This window comes from Candidatus Acidiferrales bacterium, assembly GCA_036514995.1.
Lineage (GTDB): Bacteria > Acidobacteriota > Terriglobia > Acidiferrales > DATBWB01 > DATBWB01.
In genome coordinates, this window is sequence record DATBWB010000012.1 from 18,803 (window position 1) to 35,632 (window position 16,830).

General features: G+C 61.0%; 19 protein-coding genes. 10 read left to right on the forward strand and 9 right to left on the reverse strand.

What is annotated here, in order from left to right:
• Positions 1 to 47 precede the first annotated feature (47 nt).
• From VIH17_00720 to VIH17_00750, 7 genes are all read left to right on the forward strand, one after another.
• A complete protein-coding gene (locus tag VIH17_00720; GenBank protein ID HEY4681755.1) occupies positions 48 to 1,007 on the forward strand; it encodes an enoyl-CoA hydratase-related protein in 960 nt (319 codons plus the stop codon).
• Between the two features lie 84 nt (positions 1,008 to 1,091).
• The gene (locus tag VIH17_00725; protein ID HEY4681756.1) at positions 1,092 to 1,832 is read left to right on the forward strand and encodes an SDR family NAD(P)-dependent oxidoreductase; all 741 of its coding nucleotides are present in this window, start codon (positions 1,092 to 1,094) and stop codon (positions 1,830 to 1,832) included.
• Positions 1,833 to 1,879: 47 nt separating this feature from the next.
• Entirely contained in the window at positions 1,880 to 3,043 is a 1,164-nt protein-coding gene (locus VIH17_00730; GenBank protein HEY4681757.1) for a 2-hydroxyacyl-CoA dehydratase, read from the forward strand.
• A 112-nt stretch (positions 3,044 to 3,155) separates the two neighbouring features.
• Positions 3,156 to 4,439: a 2-hydroxyacyl-CoA dehydratase family protein gene (locus VIH17_00735; protein HEY4681758.1), complete on the forward strand. Its 1,284-nt coding sequence runs from the start codon at positions 3,156 to 3,158 to the stop codon at positions 4,437 to 4,439.
• 66 nt (positions 4,440 to 4,505) lie between these two features.
• Positions 4,506 to 5,327 (forward strand): acyl-CoA dehydratase activase, encoded by an 822-nt coding sequence (locus VIH17_00740; protein ID HEY4681759.1) that lies wholly within the window; start codon positions 4,506 to 4,508, stop codon positions 5,325 to 5,327.
• Positions 5,305 to 6,108 carry an acyl-CoA dehydratase activase gene (locus VIH17_00745; protein HEY4681760.1) on the forward strand — a complete coding sequence of 268 codons (804 nt, stop codon included), beginning with the start codon at positions 5,305 to 5,307 and terminating at the stop codon, positions 6,106 to 6,108. Before VIH17_00740 ends, VIH17_00745 begins: the two co-directional genes overlap by 23 nt.
• Positions 6,109 to 6,278: 170 nt before the next feature.
• Positions 6,279 to 6,977, forward strand: a complete 699-nt coding sequence (locus VIH17_00750) for a site-2 protease family protein (GenBank protein HEY4681761.1) — start codon at positions 6,279 to 6,281, stop codon at positions 6,975 to 6,977.
• A 227-nt stretch (positions 6,978 to 7,204) separates the two neighbouring features.
• Here VIH17_00750 and VIH17_00755 read toward each other — a convergent pair whose 3' ends face one another.
• The 6 genes from VIH17_00755 to VIH17_00780 all read right to left on the reverse strand — a co-directional run bounded on the left by VIH17_00755 (position 7,205) and on the right by VIH17_00780 (position 13,388).
• Positions 7,205 to 7,642, reverse strand: coding sequence for a type II secretion system protein (locus tag VIH17_00755; GenBank protein ID HEY4681762.1), 438 nt, complete (start codon positions 7,640 to 7,642; stop codon positions 7,205 to 7,207).
• Positions 7,643 to 7,801: 159 nt separating this feature from the next.
• Positions 7,802 to 9,001, reverse strand: a complete 1,200-nt coding sequence (locus VIH17_00760; protein ID HEY4681763.1) for an aspartate aminotransferase family protein — start codon at positions 8,999 to 9,001, stop codon at positions 7,802 to 7,804.
• A gap of 99 nt (positions 9,002 to 9,100) precedes the next feature.
• Positions 9,101 to 10,456 carry an amidohydrolase family protein gene (locus VIH17_00765; GenBank protein ID HEY4681764.1) on the reverse strand — a complete coding sequence of 452 codons (1,356 nt, stop codon included), beginning with the start codon at positions 10,454 to 10,456 and terminating at the stop codon, positions 9,101 to 9,103.
• Positions 10,457 to 10,617: 161 nt separating this feature from the next.
• Positions 10,618 to 11,562: a 2-dehydropantoate 2-reductase gene (locus VIH17_00770; GenBank protein ID HEY4681765.1), complete on the reverse strand. Its 945-nt coding sequence runs from the start codon at positions 11,560 to 11,562 to the stop codon at positions 10,618 to 10,620.
• Between the two features lie 3 nt (positions 11,563 to 11,565).
• Positions 11,566 to 12,699 carry an aminotransferase class V-fold PLP-dependent enzyme gene (locus VIH17_00775; protein HEY4681766.1) on the reverse strand — a complete coding sequence of 378 codons (1,134 nt, stop codon included), beginning with the start codon at positions 12,697 to 12,699 and terminating at the stop codon, positions 11,566 to 11,568.
• A gap of 2 nt (positions 12,700 to 12,701) precedes the next feature.
• A complete protein-coding gene (locus tag VIH17_00780; GenBank protein ID HEY4681767.1) occupies positions 12,702 to 13,388 on the reverse strand; it encodes an HAD family hydrolase in 687 nt (228 codons plus the stop codon).
• A gap of 219 nt (positions 13,389 to 13,607) precedes the next feature.
• On the opposite strand from VIH17_00780, the gene VIH17_00785 reads away from it, so the two are divergent.
• Both VIH17_00785 and VIH17_00790 read left to right on the forward strand, forming a co-directional pair.
• Positions 13,608 to 14,042, forward strand: coding sequence for a hypothetical protein (locus VIH17_00785; GenBank protein ID HEY4681768.1), 435 nt, complete (start codon positions 13,608 to 13,610; stop codon positions 14,040 to 14,042).
• Positions 14,043 to 14,113: 71 nt separating this feature from the next.
• Entirely contained in the window at positions 14,114 to 14,320 is a 207-nt protein-coding gene (locus tag VIH17_00790; GenBank protein ID HEY4681769.1) for a hypothetical protein, read from the forward strand.
• A gap of 122 nt (positions 14,321 to 14,442) precedes the next feature.
• On the opposite strand, the gene VIH17_00795 is transcribed toward VIH17_00790, so the two are convergent.
• Complete coding sequence (locus VIH17_00795) at positions 14,443 to 14,670, reverse strand: hypothetical protein (GenBank protein HEY4681770.1); 228 nt, start codon at positions 14,668 to 14,670, stop codon at positions 14,443 to 14,445.
• A 252-nt stretch (positions 14,671 to 14,922) separates the two neighbouring features.
• Complete coding sequence (locus VIH17_00800) at positions 14,923 to 15,246, reverse strand: PilZ domain-containing protein (protein ID HEY4681771.1); 324 nt, start codon at positions 15,244 to 15,246, stop codon at positions 14,923 to 14,925.
• Positions 15,247 to 15,556: 310 nt separating this feature from the next.
• Here VIH17_00800 and VIH17_00805 point away from each other — a divergent pair, with 310 nt between their 5' ends.
• The gene (locus VIH17_00805; GenBank protein HEY4681772.1) at positions 15,557 to 15,781 is read left to right on the forward strand and encodes a hypothetical protein; all 225 of its coding nucleotides are present in this window, start codon (positions 15,557 to 15,559) and stop codon (positions 15,779 to 15,781) included.
• Positions 15,782 to 15,979: 198 nt separating this feature from the next.
• Here the strand turns inward: VIH17_00805 and VIH17_00810 are convergent, their stop codons facing one another.
• Positions 15,980 to 16,795, reverse strand: a complete 816-nt coding sequence (locus VIH17_00810; protein HEY4681773.1) for a tetratricopeptide repeat protein — start codon at positions 16,793 to 16,795, stop codon at positions 15,980 to 15,982.
• Between the last annotated feature and the right edge of the window lie 35 nt (positions 16,796 to 16,830).

Below are 16,830 nucleotides of genomic sequence, written 5' to 3' on the forward strand. Positions count from 1 at the left end.
GCCGGCAACTGATTTCTTAACGCGAATCTACTCGAGGAGGAGGCACGATGGCGAAAGCTGCTCCTGCGCCCCGGCCGGAGAACTTTCAATTCATCCTTTATGAGAAGAAAGAATGGGTGGCGCGGGTGACGATCAATCGCCCGGAAGTGTATAACGCCTATAACACGCCCTGCCTGGCCGAGATGCATGCCGCCTTCCGCGACGCCGCCTGGGACGATACGGTCGCCGTGGTTGTGCTCACCGGGGCTGGCCGCGATGCCTTCTGCACCGGTGGCGACGTCAAGGAGTACGCTGATCTCTACACCCGCAAGCCGCGCGATTACTGGAAGTATATGAGCCTCTTCCAGGAATGCCACGACGCGCTGCGGAACATAGGCAAACCGACGATCGCCCGGTTGAACGGCATGGTCGTAGGCGGCGGCAATGAGTTCAACCTTGCCTGCGATCTGGCCGTTGCCGCCGACCACGTGGTCATCCGCCAGGTCGGCACGCGAGTGGGCAGCGTGGCCGCCGGCGGCGCGACGCAGTGGCTTCCCATCGTGATCGGCGACCGCCGCGCCAGGGAAATGTTGTTCCTGTGCGAAGAGGTCCCGGCCAGCAAGGCGCTCGAGTGGGGATTGGTGAATCAGGTGGTGCCCTACGACCAGCTTGATGGCGCGGTGGATGCCCTGGCCCAAAAGCTCATCGACAAATTTCCCGAATGTACCCGCTACACGAAAACGCAGGTGAATTTCTGGAAAGATTTCGCGTGGCACGCCACCATCGGCCATGCCCGCGACTGGCTCGCCCTCCATTTTGCTTCGCTCGAGCCCCTTGAGGGGATGAAGGCTTTTGTCGAGAAGCGCAAGCCGAGGTACCGCGAACTGCGTCAGAAGGCTGCGAGCGGTGGGTCGAGCGAATTTCTCTGGGGACCCTATACGCGGACCTGTCCCAAATGCGGCGCCAAGGGGTTGCCAGAAGACTTCAAGTTCTGCGGCGAGTGCGGCGCGCCGCTGGACAAAACTTAGTGCCGCACCAACAGGATCGGATACCTACCCGACCCGAGTGATGGTCGGGATGGCGGATGGTCGCTTTCCTTTCTGGTCAGAGACATGAGCGGGAACGGCACTAAGCTCGGACGCGTTGTGCTCATCACCGGCGGCATGTCGGGCATTGGCCTGGCTACTGCCCGGCGCTTTGCCGAGGCGAACGATGTGGTTTCGGTGATTGATCGAAAAGCAACCGCAGAAGGCAAGGCCATTGTCGAGCGTAGCGGCGGCCGGGTTTTCGAGGCCGATGTCTCGGATTTTGCCCGCGCCGAACAGATCGTGATGGAAGTCACTGCCCGGCACGGCCGGCTGGATGTACTCATCAACAATGCTGGCATCGCCCGCGACCACGTGCTGTGGAAGATGACCGAAGCGGAATGGGACCAGGTCGTGGCCGTTCACCTGAAGGGGTCTTTCAATTATCTGCGGGCGGCTTCGGAAATTTTTCGCAAGCAGAATGCGGGTCGGGTGGTGAACATTTCCTCCATCAACGCGCTGCGAGGGCGCTGGGGGCTGGCGAACTATGCTGCCGCCAAGGCGGGCATCATCGGCCTGACGCGCTCGGCGGCGCGCGAGTTGGGCAAGTACAACGTGACGGTCAATGCGGTGGCGCCGGGGCTGATTGACACGCCGCTTGTCGCCGGCCTTGGCGAGGAAGAGCGCCAGCGGGCGAAGAGGGAATCGGCGCTGGGCCGGATTGGAACCCCCGGCGACGTCGCCGCGCTGATCTTTTTCCTTTGTTCCGAGGGCGCTGGTTTCATCACCGGCCAGGTGATCGCGGTGGACGGCGGGCAGACCGCGTGAGCGATGGGAGGCGCGTGCGCCCCGACTTCAGTCGGGGCGAGGGGGCTATGCAACTCGAGGGAATTCTCGAACAGTGCCGGCGGTTGGTGGAAGATGTTTCCTTCCGCAGCGTGGCGGAGTGGAAGAAGGCTCACCCCGGCAGCAAGGTGATTGGCTGTTTTCCGGTCTATGTGCCGACGGAACTGATCGCCGCAGCGGGAATGTTGCCGGTGGCCATCTTTGGCGCGGGCGGCAAGATTGAGATTGACCACGCCGACTCGCGCATCCAATCCTTTATCTGTTCGATTGCCCGCAGCACGCTCGAACTTGGCCTTGCCGGCTATCTCAAGGATTTCGACGGCTTGATCTTCCCTTCGATCTGCGACGTGGCGCGGAATCTTTCCGGCATCGCGCAGCGCAATTTTCCCGGTCTGTGGGTGGAATATCTCCACCTGCCGCAAAACGTCAACTCGCCGGCGGCGGTGAGCTACTACCGCGGCGAGCTCGAGCGGGTCCGAGCAAAACTCGAGCGAATGAGCGGCAAGGCGATACCTTCCCACTCGTTGCGCGCGGCCATCCACGAGTTCAACGAAAATCGCAGCCTGATGCGCCGGCTCTACGCCATGCGGGCGGCGGCCCCGGGGAAACTCAAGAGCAGCGAACTCTATCTTCTGGTGCGGGCCGGGGCGCTGCTCCCGAAATCGGAACACAATGCCCTGCTTAAACTGGTCCTGCCGCTCATCGAAGGGCGCCAGGAAAAACTCCGCGACAATATCCGCGTTATCGTCGAGGGCGCATTCTGCGAGCAGCCACCTCTCGAAATGCTCGAGGTGCTGGAAGAGGCTGGCTGCTATATGGTGGACGACGATTTCCTTCGCGGCCTGCGCTTTTTTTCCGGTGATATTTCCGAAGAGGGCGACCCGGTCGACGCGCTCGCTCGCGGCTACCTGGAGCAGAGCGTGGTTTCTTCGGTGATGCATCCGGGAAGCAGGGACCGCGGCCAAGCGCTGGTCGAACGGGTGCGCCGGCTCAAGGCGGACGGCGTGGTGTTCGCCTCGCCCAAGTTCTGCGAGCCGGCGCTCTATGACTACGTTTTGATGAAGGGCGCGCTCGAGCGAGAGCAGATTCCGTATCTCCAGTTCGAGTACGAGGAAAAGACGAGCGCGTTCGAGAACATCCGCTCCCAGATGGAGACCTTTATCGAGTCGATCTTGTTCTTTTCCGCCACCTAGCGCCGCAGGGAGAGGAATGAGCGGTTGCATCCCGGTGACTTGGGCGATCGGAGGGGTGATGGGATGATGGCAGCAGGGGAAATCGGTTAGAACGGATCGAGTGGAGGGAGGGATGGAAAACAAGTACCACCATCAGGGCGTTGGCCGGGAAATGCAGAAGGCTTTGCTCGGCCAGTGGTACGCCCGGCTTTCGCGGGCCAAACAGGAAAACATTCCGGTCGCCTACCTGTTCATCAGCGGAAACATAGGCGAGCTGCTCCGCTCCTTTGGCTTCGAGCTGGTTTTTCCGGAGGTCAATGCCCTCCAGTGCGGGATCAAGAAGGTTGCCGGCGAAATGATCTTGAAAGCCGAAGACACCGGCTACAGCTCGGACGTCTGCGGTTACGTCAAGAACGACATCGGTCTCGCGCTCTCGGGTAATGCCGGGCCGTTCGGGACCCTGGCCCCGCCGGACTTGCTGGTCTGTACCTACTCCGGCTGCAATACCTACATCAAGTGGTTTGAAGCGCTGGCCAGCCTCTTCAAGGCGCCGATCTTCATGCTCGATGTGCCCTACACCCGCGAAGGCCGGTTCCGCGAGGAAGACAAGCAGTACGTCATCGCCCAGCTCAAGGAGCTGATCACGGTATGCGAAAAGCTGACCGGGCGGGCGTTTGACGAGAAGAAGCTCAAAGAGCAGCTCAGGAACGCCGCCGAAGCCGAGGAAATCTGGGCTAAGATCTTGCAGTCGGCACGGCACCGCCCCTCGCCCATCGATGCCTTTTTTGAGGCTGTCTTCTTTATGGCGCCCATCTACGTTTTGCGCGGCACCCCCGAGTGCGTGCGCTATTACCGGGCGGCGTGGGAAGAGATCGAGGAACGTCTCGGCCATCGCCTCGGCCCGGTGAGCGAAGAACGCTTCCGGGTTGTGCTGGAAGGCCCGCCGCCCTGGCCCTACTTCCGCGCCTTCTGGGAGCTTTTCAAAAAGTGGAATGTTTGCGTGGTGGCTTCCACCTACTCGAAGGTGGGAGGCATTTGGGATTTTGGTTTTCGGCACGATCCCTCGCGGCCGCTCGAATCCATTGCCGAGTACGCCTTGAATTGCTACACCAACCTGAACTGGCCGATGCGGCAGGAGATGATCCGGAAGTACATTGAGGAATACGCTGCCGACGCCCTCGTCATCCATTCGGTCAAGAGTTGCCGGTCGTTTTCGGTGGGCCAGGCCGACGTGCGCGAGTACTTCACCAAGGAGCAGGGCTTGCCCACGCTCTTCTTGGAATCGGATCTGGTCGACTCCCGCTATTTTTCCGAGGCGCAAATGCGCAACCGCATTGACGCCTTCTTTGAGGCGCTCGAATCCCGCTTCCAGCGGGAGTCCCGCCGGGGCGGGGTGCCGGATCCGGCCCGGGCTTGAGGGGAGCAGAGAAGTTCAACCCGGTGGCCGGCCACCGGAGAATGCGATTGTTTCTGGAGATCGGGCATGCTGGTTGCCGGAGTGGACATGGGCTCAACGATGACGAAGGCGGTCATCGTGGATGAGAACCGAAATCTCATTGCCCAGGCCATGGTGTCCACCGGCGCCAACGTGGTGCGCGCCGCCGAGCGCAGTTTCCAGCAGGCGCTCAAGAATGCCAAGCTTGAAGAGTGGGACGTCGTGTTTGTGGCCGGCACCGGCTACGGCCGCTATCGCATCTCCTTTGGCGATACGCAGATGACGGAGATTGGCTGCCACGCCCGCGGCGCCAATTTCCTTTTCCCCGGCACACGGACGATCCTGGACATCGGCGGCCAGGACACGAAAGCCATCCGGGTAGGCGAGGGCGGCGAGGTGCTCGACTTCTGCATGAACGACAAGTGCGCTGCCGGCACCGGACGCTTTCTCGAGGCGGCCGGGCAGGTCATGGGCCTGTCGCTCGACCAGTTGGGGCCGCTCTCGCTCGAATCGCTCGAGCCGCTCAAGATCACCAACGTCTGCACCGTCTTTGTCGAATCGGAAATTGTTTCTCACCTGGCTCGCGGCCGCCGGGTGGACGACATCCTGCGCGGCGTCCACAACTCGATTGCCGGCCGAGCCATCTCGCTGCTGCGCCGCGTCGGCATCAACGAGGAGCTTACCTTCACCGGCGGCGTCGCCCACAACGTGGGCATGGTGAAGGCCATCGAAGAACGATTGCGGACGCAGCTCAATGTTTGCGCTCAGTCCCAATTCATCGGGGCCATCGGCGCGGCGCTGTTTGCGCTGGAGCGGGCCGAGGCGGGAGCGCGAAGGGGGAACCCAGGTGGCACTGGTAGCGGGCATTGACGTCGGCACACGCATGACCAAGGGCGTGCTGGTGGACTACCCCGGGCGGCTTCTGAGCCGCGTCGCCGTTCCGACGGGGGCGCGCCTGGAAGAAGCGGCGCGAGCTGCCCTCGAACAGTTGACCGCTGCGGCCGGGGTCATGACCTCGCGGGTGGAATACGTCGCCTCGACCGGCTACGGTCGCTACCAGGTTCCCTTCCGGCACGTGCAGATTACCGACGTCACCTGCCATGCCGTGGGAGCCCGCTATCTTTTTCCCGAGACCCGGAGCGTGCTGGATATCGGCGCCATGAACTCGCGGGCGATGCGCATTGCCGAGACCGGCCGCGTGGTCAGCTTTCGCATGAATGATCGCTGCGCTTCCGGCGCCGGGCGGTTTCTCGAGCGGGTGGCCAAGGCGCTGGAGGTGGAATTGACGGAGATCGGCGAACTTTCTGACCGCTCCGATGACCCGCAGCCGATCTCGAGTGTCTGCGCGGTGCTGGCGGAATCGGAAGTCATCAACCATGTCACCGCCGGCGCCAAGGTTGAGGACATCCTGCGCGGCGCGCACAATTCGATTGCCGAGCGCATCGTGGCGCTGCTCCGCCAGGTGGGCGTCGAGCCGGAAATCACCCTCACCGGCGGCGTCACCAAGAACAGCGGCATGGTGCGCGCTCTCGAGGAACGCTTGCAGGCGCGAGTCAACGTAAGCAAGGATGCGGAATTTGCCGGAGCGATTGGCGCCGCCCTTCTCGGCGGCTCGCGCCACGAACGCCTGGCCCGCCACGCCGCGAGCTAAATCCATCGCTATCGTCGGGCGCTGCTGCGCCGCGTTTCGAGATCGCTCGAAAAGGCCCCAAGAGCCGGGTAGCTGCGCTCCCGAAGCTTCCTGAAGCGCCCGGCCACGACTCTTTTTAGCCCTTACCCGGACTCGGGAAGACCTGCCATAGGCAGCAACGAAGGTGGTTTATGGAACTCCTCGCCCTTGGCGCGCTCTGGTACCTCGTGTTCTTGCTCTCGACGACATTTCACGAGGCGGCTCATGCCTACGTGGCCAAGCTCGGGGGTGACCCGACGGCTTTTCACGGCGGGCAGGTAACGCTCAATCCCATCCCCCACATGAGACGGGAGCCGATCGGAACCATCTTCGCGCCCATCATCTCCTATCTGGTCGGAGGCTGGATGATTGGTTGGGCGAGCGCGCCCTACGACCCGGACTGGCAGCGGCGTTATCCTCACCGGGCCGGCTGGATGGCGCTGGCTGGACCGGCGGCGAATCTTTCGCTCACGTTGCTTGCCGGGCTGATGATCCGGATGGGAATGGCGGGCGGTTTTTTCGCAGCTCCCGAGAAAGCTTCCTTCACCCGCATCGTTGAGGCCACGGGGTCAGGAGCAGCCGCCCTGGCGGCGACTTCTCTGAGCATCCTGCTGATGCTGAATCTTCTCCTGTTCGCCTTCAACCTCTTGCCGATTCCTCCTCTCGACGGCCACACAGGCATCACCTTGCTCATGAGCAAAGAGACGGCGGTGAAGTTCACGACGTTCAGCCGGAGTCCGATGTTCACATACATCGGATTGCTGGTTGCCTGGCAACTCTTCGGCCGCATCTTCGATCCGATCTTCAAGCTGGCGCTCAGGCTTCTCTATCCCGGGAGCGAATACCGCTAATGCCGTTCCAACTATTTGGGGCCACTTTCCGCAAGTCACACGGCATGCTTTATTGATCATATAGGATCGAGATGTATAGGCTCATCAAGTTGGAACGGCACTAGCGCAGGGCGTGGCAACCCGGTCGTGGGGCTCCGGGGGCGCCCCAACCGCCTTCGTTCGGCGGTGCCGTGCGGTCGCACTGGTAAATGAGCTTCTGGTTCGTGTAGAAGTGGCGCGTGGCGAAGCTATTCGATGGGTTCGCTGGTTGCTGTCGCGGCCGCACCATCGTTCCAACGGAGCAAATTGGATTCATCTACGAAGTAATATCTGGTCCCGCCGCTCCGTGGAGAAGCCGGTTCAGCGGTCGCATGCCACGTGTCGCGTCCGGCGGTGCTTATGTTGAAGATATATCCCCTTCTCGTAAAAGGGGAGACGGCCATGTTGGGGTTGGATAGGAAGGCCCCCATCGTGTTGCGATCGAAGGAGGCGGGGTAGCGGTTGTGGTCGGCTCGATAGGCTTCCATGGCGTCCCGCAACACGCGCAGATCGTTCACCGCCGAAGCCTGATTCGCTTGAATCCGTTGCTTCACCGCGTAAGGGACTGCGAAGGTGGCAAGGATCATGATAATGGCCACGACGATCAACAACTCAAGAAGCGTAAACCCCTTTTGCCTGTTTCGCATGGGGACCTCCTTCTGCTGGAAACAAGTCCGCCCCACCTGCGGTGCCAAACGGAGCGAATGCGAGACCTGGAGTTTGATTGGGCCGCTCGAAAGACTTACGTCGCCGCCGATAGTCTAAGCCTTTTGCCCTCATCGGACAAGATGGGACAGGCCCACGCCTCACCGCACCAGTGCCCGCTCGAGCTTGTTCAGGAATTCATCCACCTGCGCGGGCTCAACAATGTAGGGCGGCAAAAAGCGCAAAGTTCTCTCGTGAGCGCAATTGATGAGCAGTCCAAAGTCGCGTGCGCGATCCACGATCTTTTCGCCGGCGCAGTCCAGTTCCATCCCGAGCATCAAACCCGCCCCGCGCACCTCTTTGACGTACGAAAATTTCCTCCGGAGTTCATCGAGGCCGCTCAGGACGAGTTCTCCCATGCGGCGAATGTGTTCGAGCATCTTCCTCCGCCGCACGATGTTCAACACCTTGGTCGCCACGGCGCAGGCAAGCGGCCCGCCGCCAAATGTCGTGCCATGAATTCCGGGCGAAAAGACATTGGCCACTCTCTCCGAAGCGAGAAACGCTCCCAGGGGAAGGCCGCCGGCGAGTGGTTTGGCCACGGTGATGACGTCGGGGCGGCCGCCCAGTCGCTCGAAAGCAAAGTGTCGCCCGGTGCGGCTCAGGCCGCACTGGATTTCATCGGCAACCAACAGCGCGCCACGCTTGGCTGCCAGCCGCCGCGCCTCGCGATAAAATTCGGCGCTGATCGGCCGCACACCGGCTTCGCCCTGGATCGGCTCCAGGATGATGGCTGCTACCCGTGAATCAAATTTCCGTCGCAAGTCATCGAGATCGTTGAAGCGCACGAACCGCGCCCCGGCCAGCAGAGGAGCGTACGGCTTGCGATATTTCCCGGGAAACGTGATGGAGAGCGCGCCAAAGGTTCGGCCGTGGAAGGAATGCTCCACCGCCAGAAAATGCCCGGGTGGCCCCGCCCTGGCGGAGCGATGGGTTTTCCGCGCATAGAGCCGGGCGAGTTTGAGCGCGCCTTCGATCGCCTCCGTCCCGCTGTTCGTAAAGAATACCCGCTCCAGACCGGACATGGCGCAAAGCTGCCTGGCTGCCGATACTTGAAACTCGTTGGGATACAAATTGGAAAGATGAATGAGTCGAGCGGATTGGAACTGCAATACCGCCAGGATGCCCGGATGGGCGTACCCCAGTGCATTGACGCCAATCCCCGTGATGAAGTCCAGGTATCGCTTGCCCTGGTCGTCGAAGAGATAGCAGCCCCGGCCGCGGCGAAAATATACCGGCGCCCGCCGGTAGGTGGGGACCAAAAGGCGCGATTCTGCCCGACGCAGTTGAGCGAGATTCATGTCAAAACCGAAATTCGAAAACCGAAAAGCGAAAATCAGAAAACAAGAAAATGGAAAAGAGAAATTAGAAAATAGGCCTCTTTTCTCTATTTCTGTTTTCTAATTTCTTAGTCTACTCGAGTCCCGCAGGGTGCTTTCCGTAAAATCGTTCTTGTAAACCGCGCCGGCCTTCATCACGAAACGCACATTCTCCAGTCTCCGAACATCCTCGAGGGGATTACCTTCGACGGCGATCAGGTCGGCCAGCTTGCCGGCCTCAATGGTGCCGATTCGATCTTCGAGTCCGAGCAGACCAGCCGCGTTCAAGGTGGCAGTCTGGATCGCCGCCAGGGGCGTCATGCCAAGCCGCACCAGGACGGCAAACTCGCGCGCGTTCATGCCGTGGGGATAGACGGCTGCGTCGGTGCCAAACGCGATCTTCACGCCGCTACGAATGGCGCGGGCCACTCCCAGCTCATGCACCGGGCGAACAATTCTGAACTTCGCCCGGGCGTAGTCGGGCAGATTGATCTTGCTTTCGTTTTCTTTGATCCACTCCTCGAGAAAGATCGTCGGCACAAGATAGGTGCCGTGCTCGCGCATGAGCTGCGCCCCCTCGTCGTCAAGGAAGCTGCCGTGGTCAATCGAGTCCACTCCGGCGCGAACCGCGTCTTTGATCCCTTCGGCGCCGTGCGCGTGAGCCGCCACCTTGCGCTCGAGCTTGTGCGCCTCTTCAACGATGGCCTTCATTTCTTCCAGCGTGTATTGCTGCCCGCCGACCGAATCCCCCTTGGACATGACCCCGCCGGTGGCGCAGATCTTGATGAGATCGGCGCCGTACTTGACGTTTTCGCGCACTTTGGCGCGCGCTTCCCAGGGACCATTGGCCACACCGGCCGACTGGTGGCGGAATTCCAGGGCGAGGAGGTTGGAATCGCAGTGGCCGCCGGTAATGCCGAGCGAGGGCCCGGAGGCCAGAATGCGCGGGCCGGGAAGCAGCCCGTTGTTGACGGCATCGCGGAGGGCGACATCCGAGTATCCGTCGGCGCCCACGTTGCGCACCGTCGTGAATCCGGCAAGCAACGCAAGGCGAGCATTCTTGGCGCCGACGAGCGCTTCATAGGGGTGCGAGCGGCCGAGCGCTTGCCAACCGATGTCGCCCGGCTCATACGTCAAGTGCGTGTGCGCATCAATCAGGCCCGGCAGCACCGTTGCCTGGCTCAGGTCCACCAGCGTGGCGCCATCCGGAAGGACGACGTTTGGTCCTACCGCTTGGATCGTGTCGCCTTCAATGAGAATGGTTTGCCGCTCGAGCATCCGGCCTGATCTCACGTCGAGCATCTTGCCGGCTTTGATGGCGATTCGTTTCAGCGCTTCCGGCTTCTTCTCTTGCTCCGCGCCGGATAGTACAGGGCTTGCCGCAAAAGCGACCGCCGCTACGGCCAGCAGGAATCCCCACCACAGAATGTGTCGCATGGAAGTCTCCCTCCGGCCCCACCGTGGCGGGGCCGGCTCGCCCGATTGGAGTGTCTTGCTCCGAACACGAGAACGAAGGACATCGGTTGTGCAGCAAAACTGGTGAAGATACCACTTTTTTATTTCGAGACAAAGCTGCCGGCATGGTTGAAATAGCCGATTCACCTTGGGCCATCCAGCGCCGTGGTTTCGAGGACTCGAATCAGCGCCTCCAGAGTGCTGTTGACCGGTGTCGGTACACCGTATTTCCTTCCTGTCTCGGCGATATAGCCATTGAGCGCCCCGATCTCCGTCCGTTTGCCGCGCAAGATATCCTGCAAGGTTGACGAGAGGGCGTCGCCCACGGACTGGGCAAAGTTTATGGTCGTCGAAACCAGGTCTCCCCCGGGCAGTTCGACGCCCGCGGCGCGGGCGACGGCCTCAGCCTCGCGCACGACTGCGGCCATGACCTCCCGGCCGAACGGGTGCCTTGAAACCTCACCATAGCTCGTCCGCGCCAGTGTGGTCACACCGTTCCCGGCCGCATTGAGGATGAGCTTGAGCCAGAGCTCGCCCCGGATATTTTGCGAAACGCGGCAAGGTACGTGAGCCGACTCAAAGAGAGCCGCGACGCGCTCCACCTCGCCGGTTCGCTTGCCCTCCAGGTCGCCCATCACAAGGTCGCCGCGCGCTTTGTGTCGCACGCGGCCCGGCCCCACCAGCTCCGCGGCGACATAGACCACCGCAGGAATCGTCCAGTGTCGGGTCACTGCCGAAACGATCTCAGCATTTTCGACGCCATTTTGCAGGCTGGCGACAAGCGTGTCGCGCCCGAGATGCGCCGCCATTTGACCCGCCACCCCCGCCGTGTCGTAGCTCTTTACGCAAAGCAGGACAAGATCGGCATCAGCGACGGCGGCGAGCTCCGTGGTCGCTTCAACGCGGATATTTTCTTGAAACCGGACCGAGTCCAGAAAAAGTCCGCCGGCGCGGATGGCTGCGACGTGGGCGTCGCGGCCGATGAGCACAACCTCGGTGCCGCTCCGGGCCAGCATCCCGCCAAAATAGCTTCCCACCGCGCCAGCGCCGGCCACGGCTACTTTGTGAAAAGCGGACCGAAGGGTCACCGCTCACTCCCCCAGCACCGCCAAGAGCCGGTCGATGTGGCGTTCCACGTTGTAAAGGTGCGGGCCGATGCGCAAACCATTCTCGCGCAAGCTGACGTAGATCTTTTGCTCCTGAAGTTTTTCCCAAAGCGCCTGCGTCTTTTCCGGGGAACGGCCAGCGACGGCGAGAAAATTCCCGCGTTGATTCGCATCCCTTGGGCTCTTGAGCGCGCAGCGATCGTGCGGCAAGTGCTCCACGAGATAATCGAGCAACGACCGGCAGTGCCGGTAGATTTTCTCGACGCCAACGCGAAGCAAAAATTCGACCGAGGCCTTCATGGCGGCAAGATTGAAAAAGTTCGCTGTCTCGGCGGAGTCCCAGCGCCGCGCGCCGGGAGCGAGCTGCCAACCCTCTCGCGGCAGGGTATTGAAGTTCCGCGCCCCTTCAATGGCCTGCCAGTAAACCTCGCGCAGGGGCAAACGCTCGATCCAATCTTCGCGGACCCAGAAGAAACCTGTGCCGTAGGGCGAGAGCAACCACTTGTAGCCGCAGCAGGTGAGGAAGTCACACTCCAGGTCGGCCACACCAAACGCGATCCCGCCCACCGCCTGGCTTGCGTCCACCAGGAGCCGGGCATCCGCGCGGCGGCATTCCCGGCCAATGCGGGCGATGTCGAGCCGGTTGCCGTTCGAGAAATGTACCCAGCTTAACGCGACGAGCCTGGTCTTGCCGGAGAGTTCGGCAAGGACGTCGTCGGCGGTCAGGAACTGCCCCCGCGCTCGCGCTCTTCGCACTCGAACGCCGCGCGCTTCCCAGTTTCGCCAGGTATAGTAGTTCGATGGGAATTCGCCTTCAGCAATGACGATTTCATCGCCGGGTGCCAGCGCCATGGACGCCGAGACGGCATTCGTTCCGTCTGAAGCTCCGTTGGTCAACGCGATTTCCTGCGGTTTGGCGCCGATCAACTCTGCCAACAAGCGGCGCACTTCGTCCGGAAAATCAAAATAGAAATCGTTGGTGAGGCGCTGGGGGAATTTCTTGAGTTCGAGCGCTTCCTGAACGGCCTTGACGCTCGCGCGCGGCATCGGTCCCTGGTTGGCGGCGTCGAGGTAAATCCAATCTTCAAAATCGTAGAATTCGGCTCGATAGTCAGCCATGGTCAAAAGTACCTGCTCAAGTGCCGGAAGCAGCGCACGACGATCAGTTTGCCTTCGCCGCTTCGCACCGCTTCCTGCTCAAAGTCCCACGGCATGGTGGAAGGGACGAACACGGCATTCAGTCCCGCGCGCAGGGCCGGGTTAATATCCGACCGCGGACTGTTCCCCACCATCCACCCGTGCCGTTTCAAGATGCGATAGCGGTCGATCATCTGCTTGAAGGCGCCAACACTTTTTTCGTTTGCGATTTCGACACCTTCAAAGAATGGCCGCAAGCCCGAGCGTTCAATTTTTTCCGTTTGCTCGGCCGATTCGCCTTTGGTGAAGAGGATGAGCCGGTGGCGCGAGGAAAGATAGGCGAGAGTTTCCGGCACGCCCTCAAAGATCTGCGTGGGCGCTGCCCCGAGCTCCTGACCGAGCCGAGCGATCTCGTCGAGGATGCTGCGGCGCCAGCGAGGGCCGGCCAGGGCCCGGTAGGCCTCCTCCATGGAGACAACAAAGCTGCGGGTGCCGTAGCCGTGCCGAGGAATGTTTTTCTTCTCGGTTTGGTCGAGCCGGGCCCGGACCGCTTCCCGCTCCAACCCCTCGCGTCCCATCAAGAGCAGGTAGCGGCCGATCGCATCCTCAAAAAAGCGGTTGTTCTCCCACAAGGTGTCATCGGCATCGACCAGTAGAGTTTCCCGGTGCATGGTTCGGGTGGTGGCAGAGCCTGCCAATATAGCACAGGCGCAAGAGAACTCCTCTGAACCTTGCCTTAGGCTTGCGGTTGCGTCGGCACGGGCAACGGACTAGACTGGGGCGAGCCTCCAGCCCAGCCTGAGAAATGGAATAGGCCGTGATAGGGCGCGATTTCGCCAGCCGTAAAGCGGCGCAAGCGAGCCCGCATTCGGTCGAGGAGGAAGGGAACCTTGGAAAATTTGCAAAACGCAAGTCGGCGCGCCAGGTCCGGGGTTGGCCGGGTGGTTTTGGCAGCGGTTGGCCTCTTCTTGCTTGGCTCGGTTTCGTTGATGGCCAAGGGAAAGGGCCGCCCGGCCTCGTTCTTGCCGGAAGAGCGTCAGATCATCATTGAATTTTTTCATGGCTACTCGAGTGGTTTACCGCCGGGACTCGCCAAGCGCGGCGGCAATCTCCCGCCCGGGCTCCAGAAGCACTTGCAGCGTAACGGCACGCTTCCGCCGGGCCTGCAAAAGCGCTTGCAACCCTTCCCGGTGGAGTTGGAGCGGCGCTTGCCGCGGCTTCCGCGGCTATGGGTGCGGGTGATTCTCGGAAGGCACGTGATCCTGCTCGAGCGGCGCACGAACCGGATTCTGGATCTGATTGAAATCAGCATCGCTGCTCGGTAGCCCCGAAGCTTCGGGATTGGCGGAGCCGCGTCGGTATGTCTCTGGAGCAGTCTATCCGGAGGAATGCGCCGATGTTCCAGCCCGGTCAGCGAGTCAGGGTGAACCTGTCCTCGATGCAGTTTGGCGCCGTTGGTTTTGGCGCGGCGGTCACCGACGCCGTCGGCACCATCGTCAGACAAACCTCGACCGACCCGCCGAAATATCTCGTCGAACTCATCTTCGCGTTCAAGGGGCTCAAAGAGGTCGAAGTCCCGGAGGAACGGATCAAGGCAGGGTAGAACTCCTCTCACAAGTGGTCAGATTTGGAGTGGGCCGGCTCGCCGCCACTTTCAGAAGGCGGGATCAAGCTCCCACTCTCCAAACCGATCAGCGCGAGTGGGTCAACACAAGCGGAATCGAACTACTGCTTGGGCTCTCCCACGGCAAGCTTTTCCAGAATCTGGCGCGCAATCTTTTGCGTCTCGCCGAAATGGGAGAGATAGTTTTGAAACTCCCGGTTCACTTCGAGCGCGCCGGCGGGATCGAGCTTGGTGCGCAGGATCATATCGCGGAGCTTGACCGGGTGCGGCAGCACGGCGTCCTCGTTGAGTTCATCGAGCGCGGCTCTGGGATCATAGCGGTCGCTCACGTTCCCTCCCTCGCTTCTCCGTGGGGCTATTGTACAACGTTTCCGGAGCCGCCAACCCGCCCGCCTCGGGGACGCAGGCGCCGCACAAAGGCCGAAAATCGAAACTCGATCCCGAAGCTTCCAAACGAAAAGTGAAATTCGCTATGCCCGAGAGGGGTTTCGATTTTCGGCTGTAGTTTCTGTCCTTTGCGTCGCTGCGGTGGAATATGCAGATGGGACGGACAAGTATGAGTTGAGAAACCGAAAGGGAGGCTATTCCATCGGCAGGAATTCGTACCGTTCGATGATAGCGGCCACGCCCACTTTCTTGTCAGCCTGGGGCTTTTCCACCCTTATGACCCGGCCCTGGCAGCGGATGTGGACATCGCCCGCCATGGTAATCTCTTTGGGCAAGGTGAGGACGAATTCGACCGGGGCGCCGGGGGCCAGCTCACGCTCAATCATGAAGTAGAGGCCACGGAAGCTGACGTCCCTGGTTTGGCACGTCTGTTCGTCTTTGGCGCCCTCTGGTTCGGGAAACCTGACCACGAGGGGCAGGTTCATCTGGAAACGCCGCGAAGTCCGTCGCTCAGCCACCGAGATTCCTCCTGAGCTGGGCCTGCCGGGCTGGTTACGAAAAAGTATCATGATTTACCCAAGGAAGCAATCGAGTTGGCGAAGCTTGTCGGTGAGGGGGCGGGAGGGTGCGGCCCGACCTTGTGCCTGCCATGAATTCTTGTTACTTTGCATTCTTGGGGCGTGCACGTTATGACTCGCCGAGTGCACCGGCGCCTGATTCCTGGTCCGGCAGGGTTCGAGATGGATCGCCATCAATCGGACTTCACTTCAGGGGGAGCCTTCAGTGCTCGCCCCGATTGGATCGGGGCAGGCAGCCGGGAGCGGAACCATGATCTGCTGTAATAATCTCGATCAAGCCCTCGACCTCGAAATTGTTGTGAAAACGGAAAAGCATCTTCTCCACGATGGCCGCATCTTGAACGACGTGGACAGCGAGTATTTCGTTCGCGCCTCTTACGGTAGCGACCGGTTCAACTACTTGGCAATCAACTATTGCCCCTTCTGCGGGCGGGTGCTCAGCCGCGGACTGTGGAATGCCGAAAAAAAGAAATAACCCACCGTCGGATGAATGGATTTATAGATTTGGGGCAGTTGCATCATGAAAGACAAAGCCCTCCGCATCCCCCGCGACCGGGTTCGGGCCGGGATCGCAAGGTGTCTAAGCAAGGCAGAAGTCCTGCTCGAAGACGCGAAGGTACTGCTGGGAAGCTCAGAATGAAATCGCGCATGCCGGGCTAGAAGCCCGACAACCCTAGACAGCGATGATTTTGCCTAAAGTGGTGAAATCAAAGTCGGGCTCGCGGGCGAGCAAGCGGAGCCAAATCTTGATGGCGTCGTCTGTGCGACCGGTGTGGAAGAGCGCCAGGGCAAAGTTGTGAAACAGGCAGGGCTCTTCGCGGTACATCAGCGCCTCTTCATAGTGCGGCACCGCCTGAGGAAAATTCAAAAACTTCAATGCCTGATGGCCCTGCTGGCAAAGCATTGCCCAGCGGCCAAGCGATTCCGGAACTTCCGTCTCGAACGGCACATCGCGCAACTGGCGCATCAGCTCGCGCACGCAGAAAGTCAATTCTTCGCGAGCGGGCGATTCGGGAAAGATGGCGATGGACTCGAGCAATTCTTTGAGCGCCAGCGCCGCATAGCTCGCCGGTGGTTGCTTGTCCTTGAGCAAGCGCAGCGCATCGCGGAAATGCTGGCGGCTTTCCATGAGCGACATCGCTCGCACCAGAAACTCTTCCGCCTTTTGGTGTGAGGGATCGAGCTCGAGCGTGCGCCGATAACAGCTTGCCGCCCGGTCAATGTCGCCGGAGCTGCCGACGGCCGAACCAAGCAGGTAATGCGCTTGGGCATTATCCGGCTCGACCGCCACCGCCTGCTCGAGCGTCTTCACCGCTTGCGGCAGATGGCCGGTTTCGAGATAGCAGACCCCAAGCTTCAAGAGCGCATCGGGAAAATCGGGGTGCTCTTTGGCGATGGCTTCGAGGTGCTCGAGGGCCTCAAGGAACTCAGCGCGGTCGAGCGCAGCCTGCGCTTCCGTCATGGCGTCTTGGAGTTGGTCAGCGTTCATCGTCGCTTTGGGGACTATCTGGCTTTCAAAGCATC

Bases quoted from the DNA above. Each gene is read 5' to 3' on its own strand.
- VIH17_00720 (HEY4681755.1), top strand. From the start codon at position 48: ATGGCGAAAGCTGCTCCTGCGCCCCGGCCGGAGAACTTTCAATTCATC.
- VIH17_00725 (HEY4681756.1), top strand. From the start codon at position 1,092: ATGAGCGGGAACGGCACTAAGCTCGGACGCGTTGTGCTCATCACCGGC.
- VIH17_00730 (HEY4681757.1), top strand. From the start codon at position 1,880: ATGCAACTCGAGGGAATTCTCGAACAGTGCCGGCGGTTGGTGGAAGAT.
- VIH17_00735 (HEY4681758.1), top strand. From the start codon at position 3,156: ATGGAAAACAAGTACCACCATCAGGGCGTTGGCCGGGAAATGCAGAAG.
- VIH17_00740 (HEY4681759.1), top strand. From the start codon at position 4,506: ATGCTGGTTGCCGGAGTGGACATGGGCTCAACGATGACGAAGGCGGTC.
- VIH17_00750 (HEY4681761.1), top strand. From the start codon at position 6,279: ATGGAACTCCTCGCCCTTGGCGCGCTCTGGTACCTCGTGTTCTTGCTC.
- VIH17_00755 (HEY4681762.1), bottom strand. From the start codon at position 7,642: ATGCGAAACAGGCAAAAGGGGTTTACGCTTCTTGAGTTGTTGATCGTC.
- VIH17_00760 (HEY4681763.1), bottom strand. From the start codon at position 9,001: ATGAATCTCGCTCAACTGCGTCGGGCAGAATCGCGCCTTTTGGTCCCC.
- VIH17_00765 (HEY4681764.1), bottom strand. From the start codon at position 10,456: ATGCGACACATTCTGTGGTGGGGATTCCTGCTGGCCGTAGCGGCGGTC.
- VIH17_00775 (HEY4681766.1), bottom strand. From the start codon at position 12,699: ATGGCTGACTATCGAGCCGAATTCTACGATTTTGAAGATTGGATTTAC.
- VIH17_00780 (HEY4681767.1), bottom strand. From the start codon at position 13,388: ATGCACCGGGAAACTCTACTGGTCGATGCCGATGACACCTTGTGGGAG.
- VIH17_00790 (HEY4681769.1), top strand. From the start codon at position 14,114: ATGTTCCAGCCCGGTCAGCGAGTCAGGGTGAACCTGTCCTCGATGCAG.
- VIH17_00805 (HEY4681772.1), top strand. From the start codon at position 15,557: ATGATCTGCTGTAATAATCTCGATCAAGCCCTCGACCTCGAAATTGTT.
- VIH17_00810 (HEY4681773.1), bottom strand. From the start codon at position 16,795: ATGAACGCTGACCAACTCCAAGACGCCATGACGGAAGCGCAGGCTGCG.